The organism is Nitrosospira sp. Nsp14 (assembly GCF_900113575.1).
In the GTDB taxonomy this organism is placed as follows: domain Bacteria; phylum Pseudomonadota; class Gammaproteobacteria; order Burkholderiales; family Nitrosomonadaceae; genus Nitrosospira.
Genome location: NZ_FOPV01000009.1, coordinates 38,537 through 51,553, shown reverse-complemented (window position 1 = coordinate 51,553; position 13,017 = coordinate 38,537). Strand labels below are relative to the sequence as shown.

10 protein-coding genes are annotated in these 13,017 nt (G+C 55.7%); 7 read left to right on the top strand and 3 right to left on the bottom strand.

Features of this window, described 5'->3' with window-relative positions:
• Positions 1-57 precede the first annotated feature (57 nt).
• Together miaB and ppc are read right to left on the bottom strand one after the other, a co-directional pair.
• Complete coding sequence (gene miaB, locus BM022_RS07400) at positions 58-1,473, bottom strand: tRNA (N6-isopentenyl adenosine(37)-C2)-methylthiotransferase MiaB (protein ID WP_091138279.1); 1,416 nt, start codon at positions 1,471-1,473, stop codon at positions 58-60.
• A gap of 49 nt (positions 1,474-1,522) precedes the next feature.
• A complete protein-coding gene (gene ppc / locus BM022_RS07395) occupies positions 1,523-4,273 on the bottom strand; it encodes a phosphoenolpyruvate carboxylase (RefSeq protein ID WP_371264307.1) in 2,751 nt (916 codons plus the stop codon).
• A 183-nt stretch (positions 4,274-4,456) separates the two neighbouring features.
• Here ppc and hemC point away from each other — a divergent pair, with 183 nt between their 5' ends.
• From hemC to BM022_RS07375, 4 genes are read left to right on the top strand one after another with little or no spacing between them, the layout of a single operon-like run.
• Positions 4,457-5,422 carry a hydroxymethylbilane synthase gene (hemC, locus tag BM022_RS07390; protein ID WP_091138138.1) on the top strand — a complete coding sequence of 322 codons (966 nt, stop codon included), beginning with the start codon at positions 4,457-4,459 and terminating at the stop codon, positions 5,420-5,422.
• A complete protein-coding gene (locus tag BM022_RS07385) occupies positions 5,419-6,222 on the top strand; it encodes a uroporphyrinogen-III synthase (RefSeq protein ID WP_091138136.1) in 804 nt (267 codons plus the stop codon). The genes hemC and BM022_RS07385 overlap by 4 nt, the downstream gene beginning before the upstream one ends.
• The gene (locus BM022_RS07380) at positions 6,219-7,268 is read left to right on the top strand and encodes a uroporphyrinogen-III C-methyltransferase (protein WP_091138134.1); all 1,050 of its coding nucleotides are present in this window, start codon (positions 6,219-6,221) and stop codon (positions 7,266-7,268) included. The genes BM022_RS07385 and BM022_RS07380 overlap by 4 nt, the downstream gene beginning before the upstream one ends.
• A complete protein-coding gene (locus tag BM022_RS07375; protein ID WP_091138132.1) occupies positions 7,265-8,467 on the top strand; it encodes a heme biosynthesis HemY N-terminal domain-containing protein in 1,203 nt (400 codons plus the stop codon). The genes BM022_RS07380 and BM022_RS07375 overlap by 4 nt, the downstream gene beginning before the upstream one ends.
• A 109-nt stretch (positions 8,468-8,576) precedes the next feature.
• Here BM022_RS07375 and BM022_RS07370 read toward each other — a convergent pair whose 3' ends face one another.
• A complete protein-coding gene (locus tag BM022_RS07370) occupies positions 8,577-9,617 on the bottom strand; it encodes a CDP-6-deoxy-delta-3,4-glucoseen reductase (RefSeq protein WP_091138131.1) in 1,041 nt (346 codons plus the stop codon).
• A 50-nt stretch (positions 9,618-9,667) separates the two neighbouring features.
• Between BM022_RS07370 and BM022_RS07365 the strand changes: the two genes are divergently transcribed.
• Genes BM022_RS07365 through dsbD form a run of 3 tightly spaced genes read left to right on the top strand, consistent with a single transcriptional unit; the run spans position 9,668 to position 12,930 of the window.
• Entirely contained in the window at positions 9,668-10,564 is an 897-nt protein-coding gene (locus BM022_RS07365) for an SDR family oxidoreductase (RefSeq protein WP_091138129.1), read from the top strand.
• 60 nt (positions 10,565-10,624) lie between these two features.
• The gene (cutA, locus tag BM022_RS07360) at positions 10,625-10,954 is read left to right on the top strand and encodes a divalent-cation tolerance protein CutA (protein WP_091138128.1); all 330 of its coding nucleotides are present in this window, start codon (positions 10,625-10,627) and stop codon (positions 10,952-10,954) included.
• Positions 10,951-12,930: a protein-disulfide reductase DsbD gene (dsbD, locus tag BM022_RS07355; RefSeq protein ID WP_256209035.1), complete on the top strand. Its 1,980-nt coding sequence runs from the start codon at positions 10,951-10,953 to the stop codon at positions 12,928-12,930. The genes cutA and dsbD overlap by 4 nt, the downstream gene beginning before the upstream one ends.
• Positions 12,931-13,017 lie beyond the last annotated feature (87 nt).

Below are 13,017 nucleotides of genomic sequence, written 5' to 3'. Positions count from 1 at the left end.
ATTCTGGCAGCGACACACCTACTTTGCAAGAAATGAACTCCTGAAAAGTCCTCCCAGCTATTTTTCGGCAGATTCATTTACGGTTGCTGTTCCGCCCCGAATCCCATTGTGGCCTTTCCGTCCGCTATCCCGTATTACGCCCGCCACGATTTCTCCGCGCAACGAATGCGTTAAAGCCGCGGTAATTTTTACATTGGTAAAGCCGTCGATCTCTTCCAGCCTGCCCGGAAAATTCACCATTCGATTATTATCCGTACGCCCGCAAAGTTCATCGTGGTTCTTTTTGGAAACACCCTCGATCAGGATACGTTGTGTTGTGCCAACCATGCTTTGACTGATAGCCTGCGCCTGTTGCGTGATTTTTTCCTGCAGGCGTCGCAACCGTTCAAGTTTTATTTCCTGTGGCGTGCTATCCGGCAAATCGGCGGCAGGTGTGCCAGGACGGGGGCTGTATATGAAACTGAAGGAATCGTCAAAACCGACATCCTCTATCAGTTTCAAGGTGGTCTCAAAGTCGGCCGCTGTTTCCCCGGGAAAACCAATTATGAAATCGGACGTAAGAGAAATGCCGGGCCGAGCAGCGCGTAGGCGGCGGATAATGGATTTATACTCCAGCGCGGTGTAGCCGCGCTTCATTGCCGCCAGTATTCGATCCGAACCCGACTGAACCGGCAGGTGTACGTGACTGACCAGCTTGGGCAATTTTGAGTACGCCTCGATCAGCCGTCCGGTAAATTCCCGGGGATGGGAAGTTGTATAGCGGATGCGCTCGATGCCAGGAATCTCATGGACGTATTCAAGCAACAACGCGAAATCGATGATTTCGTCTTCCTCCCCATAATCAGCGACACCGCGGTAAGCGTTGACGTTCTGTCCGAGCAGCGTCACTTCCTGGACCCCCTGATCTGCCAGCCCCGCGATTTCCGCTAAGACGTCACCGAGCGGACGCGAAATTTCCTCTCCGCGCGTATAAGGCACGACGCAAAAGCTGCAATATTTGCTGCACCCTTCCATAATCGACACGAATGCGGTTACGCCTTCGGTCCGGGCGGGAGGCAGATGGTCAAATTTTTCGATTTCGGGGAAAGAAATGTCAACCTGGGGATGGCCCGTAGCGCGCCGTGCTGAAATGAGTTCCGGCAGCCGATGCAGAGTTTGCGGACCAAACACTAAATCCACATATGGCGCACGCTTCACGATCTCCGCCCCTTCCTGGCTGGCGACACACCCGCCCACGCCTATGAGCAGGTCCGGTTTCAGGCTTTTAAGATGCCTGATGCGTCCCAGGTCGTGAAAGATCTTTTCCTGCGCCTTTTCGCGCACAGAACAGGTATTGAACAGAATCACATCGGCGTGGGCTGGATCGTTGGTCTTTTCCATGCCCTGCGCGGTGCGAAGCAAGTCCGCCATCTTTTCCGAGTCGTACTCGTTCATCTGGCAGCCAAATGTTTTTATATAAAGTTTTTTCGCCACGGCCCGTATTTGAATTTTGCTATTGCTTGCTAGAAATTCCGCACACCACTTATCCGCTGTTTCGAAGTCCTGCTGCCACCCCATTTATGGTGAGTTGAATAGCGCGCTTTACCGCGTCTGTGGCATCGCCGGAACGATAACGCCTTAACAGCTCCACTTGCAAATGATTGAGCGGATCGATATACGGCGTGCGGTTGCGAATACTGCGGGCCAGGGTCGGATTGTCCTGTAAAAATTCCGTTCGACCTGTGACGGCGAATAGCCATTTTACGCTGCGGTCCCATTCGGCCTGAATGCGTCCGAAGATTTCCTCTCGTAAACCGACGTCCGCTACCAGCTCAGCATAGCGCGAGGCGATGCCCATATCCGTTTTGCCCAGCACCATATCCATGTTGGAAAGAAGCGTTTGCAAGAATGGCCAGTCCCGATGCATTTCCTGCAGGAGGGCCAAGCCCTTTTCGCCTTTGTTTTCGCGCTGCACGAACATTTCCACCGCCGTGCCGAAGCCATACCAGCCCGGGATCATGGAGCGATTGACGCTCCAGCTGAACACCCAGGGTATGGCCCGCAAGTCTTCTATCAAATCCGACTTCTTGCGCGATGGCGGCCTGCTACCAATATTAAGCCCTGCAATTTCCCTTATCGGCGTCGTTTCCTGAAAATAGCGGTTAAACCCTGGCGTTTCGTACACGAGGTTGCGGTAAGCGGCGAGCGCATCTTGTGCCAGCGCTTCCATGATCTCATAGTATGCAGGCGCACGTCCCCCCAAGGTATCATGGCTTAGAAGCGTGGCCTCGACTGTCGCGGCTACGAGGGTCTCAAGGTTGCGTCGGCCTATCTCCGGGTCTGCATATTTGCTGCCAATGACTTCGCCCTGTTCGGTGATCCGTATCTGACCGTTAACACTCGCCGGCGGCTGCGCCAATATGGCCTGGTAGCTGGGTCCCCCACCCCGCCCGACACTACCCCCGCGTCCATGGAACAGGCGTAATTCAACCTCGTGCTTAGCGAATACTTTCGTAAGTTCAGTTTCCGCCTTGTAAAGTTCCCAGTTAGCAGCGAGGAAGCCCCCGTCCTTATTGCTGTCCGAGTACCCCAGCATCACTTCCTGAACATTCTGTCGCGACGCCAGGAGTTTGCGGTAATACGGCAACGAGAACAGTTCGTCCATCACTTTGCCGCAGCCGCGAAGGTCAGCAATGGTTTCGAAAAGCGGAATGATGTTGAGATGGAGATGCGCTTTTTCCCCAACGCGCAGGAGCCCCACCTCTTTCAGCAACAATGCAATCTCCAGTAAGTCGGAAACGCCATCCGTTTTGGAAACGATATAGTTTGGCAACGCTGCTGCGCCGAAGCGACGGTGAATATCCGCTGCGGTTTGAAGTATGGCCAGCTCGCTTTGGACGAGTTCGGAATATTCCAGATACGGCGAACGCAGGGGCCGCGGGCTGCTGATTTCGGCCAGCAGCCACCGTACGCGTTCTGCCTCGGGCAGATCAGAATAACCCTTGGGCTGCGCGCCGTAATCGAACAACTCGGCCACGACTTGCTCGTGAATGTTGCTGTGCTGGCGCATGTCGAGCGGCGCGAGATGAAAGCCGAATACCTCGGCCGCACGCCGGACATGGCGCAAGTCGCCGCGAGCCAGTAATGCCGCCTTGTGCTGCTTCAGCGAATGGATGACGCTATCGAGTTCGCGAACGAACTCCGTGCTGTCGACGTACGGGGCGGCAGACCCGACCGGCCGGCGCTGCCTAATCACATGTCCGAGTCCTTGACTGGTAGCGGCGAGCCGGGCATAGATTCCAATCAGCGCACGCCGGTATGGCTCGTCCGCACGGCTAGGTGCCCTATCGGGGGAGGCCTCAGCTAACGCGATCAATTCATCGTCCACGTCGACGAGACGCTCCGTCAGGCTAAGCTGACGCCCTATCTGGTGCACTTCGCCCATGTAAAAGTCCAGCACCAGTGCCGACTGGCGCTCAGCCGCATGCAACATCACCTCATCAGTCACAAAGGGATTACCGTCCCGGTCCGCTCCGATCCAGCTTCCGATACGCAAAAACGGCGGAATATGCGGCGCGTCGCTCCCCATCCGACGTTCAAGCAAGTCTTCGATTTCCGCATAAAGGCGCGGTACTTCCGTCAAAAACGTATAATGGTAATAGGCCAGCCCGTTTTTGATCTCATCGAACACGGAAAGACGTTCTGAGCGCAGCATCCGGGTCTGCCACAATATTTGAATGGCCGCTCGCAGCCCCTCCTCATTGTTGCGTACTTCGTCCGGCGTCAGCTGCATACGGTCGCGCTCATTCAAGAGATGCGCGATGGTCAACTGGCAATCCAGTATGCTCCTGCGCTGCACTTCGGTTGGATGGGCGGTTAAAACCGGGGAAACCAGGGCCTTGGAGAGAAATTTTTTCAACGCTTCGCCGTCTGTGCCACTGGCGAGCACTCGATCCAGCGCCAGCGCTATGCTCCCCGCCTGGGGTGGGGATCCGGCTCGCAGATGCATGCGGCGGCGGCGGTTGTGATGCAAATCCTCGGCAATGTTTGACAGCTGCGAGAAATGACTGAACGCGCGTACGACTGCTTCAGTCGCCTTGTTGCTGAGCTGGTTCAGTATCAAGTCGAGCTCGTGCCGTGCTTCCAGGTCCTGCTCGCGGCGAAATCGGATCGCGGTCTGACGGATGTTCTCAATCAGCTCAAACGTTGGTTCACCTTCTTGCTCACGCAGGGTATCGCCCAGCATCCGGCCCAGCAGCCGGATATCTTCTCGAAGGGGATCATCCTTGACCATCGTGTCTTTATCCACGGCTTGATTCTTGCCGAGGTTTTCGCTTTGGGAAACGAGGAGTGTCATAACGCAACCTCTTCGAGGAAAAGCACGCTTCGATCTGTTGTTTGCGCGTCAATCCGGCTGGGGGCCCGCCATGCTAAAATGAGCCGCTGGAAATAATTCATTAATTTTCTCATTGTAATAATGCCCAATTCATTCACACCTACAAAAGTCGTTATTGCTACGCGGGAGAGCGCGCTTGCCCTGTGGCAGGCGAATTTCATTTGCGACCGCCTCTCGAAATTATACCTGCAAACCGAATTCAGCATATTTGGCATGACAACGCGCGGAGATCAGATTCTTGACGTATCCCTCTCGAAAATCGGCGGCAAGGGACTGTTCATCAAAGAGCTGGAACAGGCGCTTGAGGACGGTCGCGCGGATATTGCCGTGCACTCGATGAAGGATGTACCAATGGATATGCCGGAGGGGTTTTCCCTGGCGGCAATTGCGGAGCGTGAGGATCCGCGCGATGCCCTGGTCTCGAATCAATACGCGAGCCTTGATGAGCTTCCTCCGGACAGCGTGGTGGGCACTTCCAGCCTGCGGCGCGAAAGTCAATTGCGCGCCCGCTTCCCTCATTTGCAAGTCCGGCCCTTGCGCGGCAATGTGCAAACGCGGTTGCGCAAGCTGGACGAGGGGCAGTTCTCGGCTATTATCCTGGCCGCCGCAGGATTGAAACGGTTGGGGCTGGGCGACCGTATTGCCGCATTGTTGAGCCCGGAACTGAGTTTGCCGGCTGTGGGACAAGGTGCGTTGGGCATCGAGTGCCGATCCGATAGAACGGACTTGCTTAAGCTCGTGGAACCGTTGCACCATGCAGAAACGGCACAATGCGTCGAGGCCGAGCGGGCCATGAGCCGGGCGCTCGACGGAAGCTGCCAGGTTCCGCTGGGCGGGTTCGCGGAAATCAAAGCCGGGGTCCTTCGGTTGCGCGGCTTCGTCGCAAGCCCGGACGGGATGCGTATCATAAGCGACGAATTGAGCGGCGATCCGCAAACGGGTGCGGCGATGGGCGCACGACTGGCACAGAACCTGAAGCTGCAGGGTGCTGACGAAATATTGGCGGCATTGGGTCCGAGAGCAACGGAACCAGTGAGTCATCCGTGAGTACCGCTCTGGCCGGGATGAATATCCTGGTCACGCGTCCGGCACACCAGGCGGGCGAACTCGCAGCGAAAGTACGCCTCGCAGGCGGAAATCCCGTTTTGTTTCCAGTACTGGAGATCCGGGATACAAACAACCTCGGACCGCTCCTTGATATAATCGCACGCTTGGATGAATTCGATTTCGCAATTTTCATCAGTCCCAACGCGGTTGAGAAGGCGATGACGCGGATAAACGCAATCCGTCCATTTCCCCCCAGTTTAACGGCCGTCGCAGTTGGTCAGGGCACGCGTAACGCGTTGGGCCACTTCGGCATCGACAAAGTGATCGTGCCGTCTGCGCGTTTCGATAGCGAGGCGTTGCTTGAGCTGCGGGAATTGAGAGAGGTGACGGGTAAGCGCTTCGTGATATTCCGTGGAGACAGCGGACGTGAACTGCTTGGTGAAACCTTGCTGAAACGCGGCGCTACTGTTACCTATGTGGAGTGCTACCGCCGGGTTAAGCCGGAGGCCGATACTGCGCCGCTGCTGAGGACAGCAGCCAGCGGCAAGCTTGATGCGATAATCATGACCAGCAGCGAGGGGCTGCGCAACTTGTGCGAAATGGTCGGGGCGGCGGGACAGCCATGCTTAAAAAGAGTGTCCTTGTTTGTCTCCCATGAGCGTATCGCCCAAACTGCCAGGACGCTGGGATTCACTCGGGTGATTCTCACGGCCCCGGGTGATCGCGGTCTCCTTGAGGGCATCTCGAATTATCTTCGGGTGCAAGCCACTGGTAAGGACAGCTTTTCATCCCGACAATGAGTGCGGAACTTCAGCCTGCGGAGAATACTGAACCACAGGACCTGCGGCAAGAACCGCCCAGGCGTTTCAACCCGATCTGGATTTTTGCAATCATCATTATCGCCGTAGTAGCTTGGCAATGGTACGACACGCGCAACCAGATCACCGATTTGCAACATGAGCTGGCAAAAAGGCTGGCGGATGCGGACGCCTTGGGAAAGGGGACGCAAAATCTCGCGACCGAGGCAACCGAGTCGGGACGCAGGCTGGATACAAAGCTTAGTCTGCTCGAAGCCAAGCTCGCTGAATCGCAAAGCCAGCAACTTGCGATGGAGGCGCTTTACCAGGAGCTTACGCGAACGCGTGACGAGGCGACGCTGGAGGAAGTTGAGCAATTGCTACTCATTGCCAATCAACAGCTGCAACTGGCGAGTAATGTAAAAGCTGCCCTGATCGCGATGCAGGAGGCCGATGCCCGCCTCCAGCGCATTGATCGCCCTCAATTAGCCCCGCTGCGCAAGATTCTATCCAAAGACATGGATGTTTTGAACGCCGCGCCGTATCTCGATACCGTGGGGATCAGCCTGCGTCTCGACAATCTTGCCGCTGCGGTTGATGCGCTGCCCCTTGCGATGGAACTTCGCCCCCCGGAACCCGGAGCTTCTGAGCATCAGGCGCCAGCAACGGAAGGTGTATGGCTCAGATTCGCGCGGGAAATGTGGGAAGACATGAAGCGGCTGGTGCGTATTCAACATATGGATAAGCCCGATATTCCCCTGCTCTCGCCATCGCAGGCTTATTTCCTGCGAGAAAATCTGAAATTGCGCCTGTTATCGGCGCGGCTGGCACTGCTTGCGCGCGACGGTGCAAGTTTTAACGCCGATATCGACGCATCTCTGGATTGGATCGGTCGCTACTACGATAATAAATCGAGACCCACTGTCGCCATGCTCGAAGCACTGCACCAGTTGCGCGCAAGCGAAGTCGGTATCGAATTGCCTCGTATTTCCGCCAGTCTGGATGCCGTGCGCAACTACCGTTTAGCCCGTGACCGGGGAAACAGGTGAAAGTAGCGTTCTGGGTTCTGGCATTGTTTTTCTTTGCAGTGGCAGTTACCCTTGGGGCTCGCTACAACAGCGGATATGTGCTGGTGGTGTCCCCCCCTTATCGTATCGAGCTATCGCTTAACTTGCTGGTGGCGGTACTCCTGGCCTTGCTTTTCATTGCTTATTTTGTGGTACGGCTGGCTGTCATTACCATCCGGTTGCCAACTGAAGTGAGCGATTTCCGCGCCCGGCGGCGCCGCGAGAAAGCGCATGCCGCCATGATGGATGGCCTCAGGGCGTACTTCGAAGGGCGTTATGCCAAGGCCGAGAGCGCGTCGGCGGCGGCACTGGAAATGGACCAGTCTCCCGAGGCCGCTGCAATCAACGCTATGATCGCCGCGCGTTCTGCGCATGAACTAAGAAGGTATTCGCAGCGGGATGAATTTATCAGTAAAGCGGAATCCAGCGCGCCGGATGAAACGACGCTGCGGGTTATGACTCACGCTGAACTGTTGCTGGATGAACGGCGGCCTGAAGAAGCCCTGAAAATTTTAGGGTCGTTGCGCATGAAGGGCGATCGACAGCACACCGCGGCATTGCGCCTGGAGTTGAAAGCGCAGCAGCTGGGCAGGAACTGGGTCGCGGTACTGGATCTGCTCAGGCAGCTAGAGAGCCGAAACGCGCTCGACACGAACCTGATCACCCAATGGCGCCGCTATGCCTATTTGGAGGGTTTCAAAAGCAGAACGCGGGACTCCCAGGCACTAAAGGAATATTGGCAAAATATTTCATCGTCGGATAAAAAGGACAGCAAGCTGGCTGCTGCCGCTGCGAGCGCGTCTGCGGCTCTAGGCGATTGCCCGACAGCTCATCAAATCATTGAGCAGAGCCTGGATAACCAATGGGATTCGGAATTAGCCGAGCTTTATGGCGAATGTCCGGAGGGTGACGCTATCCGGCAAATTGAACGCGCGGAAGGATGGCTTAAGTCTCATCCTAACGATGCTTCCCTCCTCCTGGCGCTCGGAAAGCTTTGTGCTCATTGCGGGCTATGGGGCAAAGCTCAGAACTATCTTGAGGCGAGCCTGTCGGTGGAGCCCAGCTATACAGCTCATCTGGCGTTGGCGCGGCTATACGAGAAAATCGGCCGATCCGAGCCGGCTAGGCATCACTATGACGAGGGGCTAAAACTTGCGTTAAGGCGTTTGGAATCGGATTAGCGGGACTTGGTTGCGGAAGATAAGATCCAGACGAGGCGTTTTTCCCACCCATCGGGCAGTCTGCTTTGGAACGCGAGGTAGCCCAGCAGTCAGAATTTCGCTCGACGCGTCAGGATTTGGATTCACCGGAGGAAACAGTAAACGCGTCTGAAAAAAACTCTTCCTCAGGGAGCCTGCGCAACTGGGTGAAATCCCGATGCGCGGCTTCAACCATGCCAGGCGCACCGCAAGCGTAGATCTGATAACCGGCGAGGTCGTCAAAATCCTGCATTACTGCCTCATGCACCAGTCCGGTTCTTCCGCTCCAGTTATCCGATGGCAATGCCTCGGATAACACCGGAATAAAGGTGAAGTTGTCATGTGCCTGTTGCCAGTTGCCCGCGAGGTTTGCGAGGTAAAGATCTGCCTTGGTCCGGTTGCCCCAATAAAGCACCATTTGCCGTTCATTGCCGCTCGAGTTGCGTACGTGGAACACATGCTCAAGTATGCTCTTGACCGGCGCGAAGCCGGTCCCACTGGCAACGAATATTATTGGTTTGTCCGAATCCTCGCGCAGAAAAAACGTGCCCAGGGGTCCTTCAAAGCGCAGGATGTCTCTTTCCTTCATTTGGGTGAACACATGCTCGGCGAATGTGCCACCACGGTAGTTGCGCACATGCAGTTGCAGCAACTCATCGTCATGGGGGGCGTTAGCCAGTGAAAAACTCCGGCGCTTGCCATTTTTCATGAGGATGTCGATGTATTGTCCTGCGAGAAACTGCAAACGTTCGTTGGGGGGGAGCTTCAGGGAAATGATCATTACGTCCGGCGCCACCCGCTCCAGTTTCTGGATGCGGCACGGGAGTGTTTTGACCTTGATATCTTTTATCGCTCCGATCTCACGGCATTCAATTACCAGGTCCGTCAGCGGCACCGCGCGGCAGAACAACGCCATGCCGGCCTTTTTCTCAACTTCCGACAGCGCGCTTTCGTTGTAGCTGCCGAAATCCACTGTTCCCTGTATGATTTTGCCCTTGCACGTCCCGCATGCACCGTTGCGGCAGCCGTACGGGAGGGGAAAACCTTCGCGAAGCGCGGCCTGCAGGATGGTTTCGTCGGCTTCGGCGAAGAAAACATGTCCGCTCGGCTGAATAGTGATTTGATAAGGCATGGATTACGGATGCATCGGCAAATAAATCGGTGGCGGTGAACTGAACATTTATGAAGCAGACACTCTTGATAGCCGGTTGCGGCGATGTGGCGTTACGGGCGGCGCCCCTGCTACAGGCGCATTACCGGTTGCTGGGCATGTACCGCAGACCGGAGAACCGCGAGTCCCTGCGTTTGCAGGGTATTACGCCCGTATTTGGCGATCTAGACATACCTGATAGTCTGAGCAAAATTTCCGGCTTGGCTCATGCGGTGCTGCATCTGGCGCCGCCACCCAACTTGGGCCGGCACGACAGCCGCACCGCAAATCTCCTGGCAGCGCTGACCAGAACAAGGCGTCCAAAGACAAAGATAAAGGCGGCAATGTTACCACAACGACTTGTGTACATCAGCACCAGTGGCGTGTATGGTGATTGCGAGGGAAGGCTGGTAGATGAGACGCATGTGCTCAACCCGCAGACCGAACGCGCATTGCGCCGCGTTGATGCGGAAAGACAGCTGCGCAGCTGGGGCTTGCGCACCGGAGTGAGCGTTTCGATCCTGCGGGTGCCAGGGATTTATGCCGGTAACCGGTTGCCGCTGGCGCGCCTGCGTGACGGCATCCCGGCGTTACTGCCGGAACAGGATAGCTTTACAAATCATATACACGCTGACGATCTTGCACGGATCGTTGTGGCCGCACTGCGCTTGGGCAGACCCGGCCGGGTCTACCACGCCTGCGATGACTCGCATTTGAAAATGGGCGAGTATTTTGACTTGATAGCCGACCGGTTCGGCTTGCCGCGGCCACCGCGCGTTTCGCGCGCCGAGGCCGAGGGGCAGATATCGCCCGGCATGTTGTCATTCATGCGGGAGTCGCGGCGGCTGATAAACACCCGGTTAAAACATGAGTTGCACGTAGACCTGCGCTACCCCACTGTGCGTGACTGTTTCGCGGAAGGCGGCTAAGGGGAATGCGGCTGCTGGCGAAGGTAGATAAAATGCGAGTCTCGCGAGTACAATTCACGCATGGAACCCATACTCATTTTTACCAATTTACCCGACCGAGCGGCCGCGATGGGGCTTGCGCAAAAACTGGTGGATGAGCGCGTGGCGGCCTGCGTTAACGTGCTGGCTGACTGTACTTCTGTATATCGCTGGGAAGGAAGAAATGAAAGTGTAAGTGAAGTCCCGGTGCTCATTAAAACGCTTGCGGAGCATTATGCGCAGTTAGAGCAGTTAATCAAGGCTGCCCATCCCTACGAACTACCAGAGATCATTGCTGTCCCAATCATCAGTGGTTTGCCCGCCTATCTGAAGTGGATCGCCGAAGAAACATCAGCCTCGGACCAAAAATGAACCGGACCAGTTTTTCAATGCGCTTGAGCCGCGTTTGGCTGCTTTTGCTCTGCTTCTCCAGCACGAGCATTTTCGCTGAAGAGACGAAGCCATTCGGGTTTCTTTCAGGCTTAAAGCAGCTCGGCACGAGCTTCGATAAAAGTGATGAGGAGGAATTGCTGCCCCCTGATCAGGCTTTCAAGCTGACAGTCAGAGTACGAGACGAGAATACGCTGGTGGCGCAATTCGAGCCGGCTAAAAACTATTATCTCTATAAAGATAAGGTTGCATTCAAGCCCCAGAATACGGAAACCTCTATCGAGAAGATATCTCTTCCCCCGGGTAAGTTGAAAAGCGATGTTACCTTTGGTCAAGTCGAGGTTTTTCACCAGCCATTCGAGGCGGTCGTGTCCTTGAAACGCGATGGGTCATCAAGTGACAAACTCACTCTCGTTGCAACTTACCAAGGCTGCAACGAACCGATAGGTGTCTGCTACGCGCCGATAAACAAGGTGGTTGAGCTGACCCTGCCCATGGCTAAAGCTGCGGCAGGGTCAGCGGCCAATGCCATCAGCAACAACGCGATGGCGGCGCCTGCCTTCGCCGCGGCAAAGCCGGAAAAGGCGGATCCAACGGCGGAACTCTTTCAGTCATCGCCGTCACCCGCCATTGAGACGGAATCAGCCAAGATCGAGCGGATGTTCGATAGTGGCAACTTCTGGCTGATTCTGACCGGTTTTTTTGGCATCGGCCTCCTGCTCTCCTTTACTCCCTGCGTATTTCCGATGTTTCCAATCCTATCGGGCATTATTGCCAAGAAGGGGGAACACATCACCAAGAGGTGGGGATTCGTCCTCTCGCTCGCCTATGTCATGGGCATGGCAATTACCTATGCGTGCGCTGGCGTAGCCGCGGGCCTCTCCGGCGCGATGCTCTCCGCAACTTTGCAGAATGCCTGGGTATTGGGAACATTTGCTTTGGTTTTTGTGGTGCTTGCCTTCTCCATGTTCGGTTTTTATGAACTGCAATTGCCCACCTTCCTGCAGAGCAAGGTCTCGGAGGAGGCGGGGCATTTGAAGGGCGGCCACCTGACCGGAGTATTTGGAATGGGTGCGTTGTCGGCATTGATTGTCGGCCCTTGCGTGGCAGCTCCGCTGGCGGGGGCGTTGCTTTATATCAGCCAGACCGGTGACGTCGTTCTGGGCGGGTCAGCATTGTTTGTCATGGCTTTGGGGATGGGTGTTCCTCTGCTGCTGCTGGGCGCATCCGCAGGGGCGCTTCTACCCAGGGTAGGCCCTTGGATGGAGTCAGTCAAAAACTTTTTCGGTGTTTTACTCCTCGGTGTCGCGATCTGGCTGATATCGCCGGTGATCTCCGCCGTGGCGCATATGCTGCTATGGGCAGCGTTGTTGATCGTATCAGCCATTTATTTGCGTGCCGTTGATCCGCTGCATCCCGATGCTTCCGGCACGCAAAAACTCCTGAAAGGTCTGGGCATGATCGCATTGCTGACTGGTATTGCGCTGCTGATCGGTGTGTTCTCGGGCAGTCGCGATATTTTGCAACCCCTTTCAAGGATAAGCATCGCTGGAGCGGGTGGAAATGGAACGAACCAAACCGGGATGGAGCAAACCCGTCATTTACCGTTTCAAAAAGTGAAATCCATCGACGAACTTGAACAGCGAATCGCCCAATCGAAGGACAAGTATGTCATGTTGGATTTTTCCGCAGATTGGTGTATTTCGTGTAAGGAAATGGAGCGCTTCACGTTTACCGATGCTAAAGTGCAATCGCGCTTGAAAGACGTGGTGCTACTACAGGTGGACGTGACCGCGGGTACCCCGGATGACGGTGCTTTACTCAAGCGCTTCAGGTTATTTGGACCGCCGGGCATTTTGTTTCTCGACCGGCAGGGGCGCGAGATTCCAGGCGTGAGGCTCATCGGGTATCAGGATAAGGATAGTTTCCTATCGATCCTCAACGCGGTATTGATCTAGGTTTCTCGGGCCAAGTCCCGCGGATGCACAGTTGCGCACATGGGGCTTGTCCCTTGGGTCCAATCTCATCTCAAGACAGGTTCAACT

Coding starts and splice junctions, on each gene's coding strand:
- ppc (WP_371264307.1), bottom strand. CDS start 4,273: ATGGTCAAGGATGATCCCCTTCGAGAAGATATCCGGCTGCTGGGCCGG.
- hemC (WP_091138138.1), top strand. CDS start 4,457: ATGCCCAATTCATTCACACCTACAAAAGTCGTTATTGCTACGCGGGAG.
- BM022_RS07380 (WP_091138134.1), top strand. CDS start 6,219: ATGAGTGCGGAACTTCAGCCTGCGGAGAATACTGAACCACAGGACCTG.
- BM022_RS07370 (WP_091138131.1), bottom strand. CDS start 9,617: ATGCCTTATCAAATCACTATTCAGCCGAGCGGACATGTTTTCTTCGCC.
- BM022_RS07365 (WP_091138129.1), top strand. CDS start 9,668: ATGAAGCAGACACTCTTGATAGCCGGTTGCGGCGATGTGGCGTTACGG.
- cutA (WP_091138128.1), top strand. CDS start 10,625: ATGGAACCCATACTCATTTTTACCAATTTACCCGACCGAGCGGCCGCG.
- dsbD (WP_256209035.1), top strand. CDS start 10,951: ATGAACCGGACCAGTTTTTCAATGCGCTTGAGCCGCGTTTGGCTGCTT.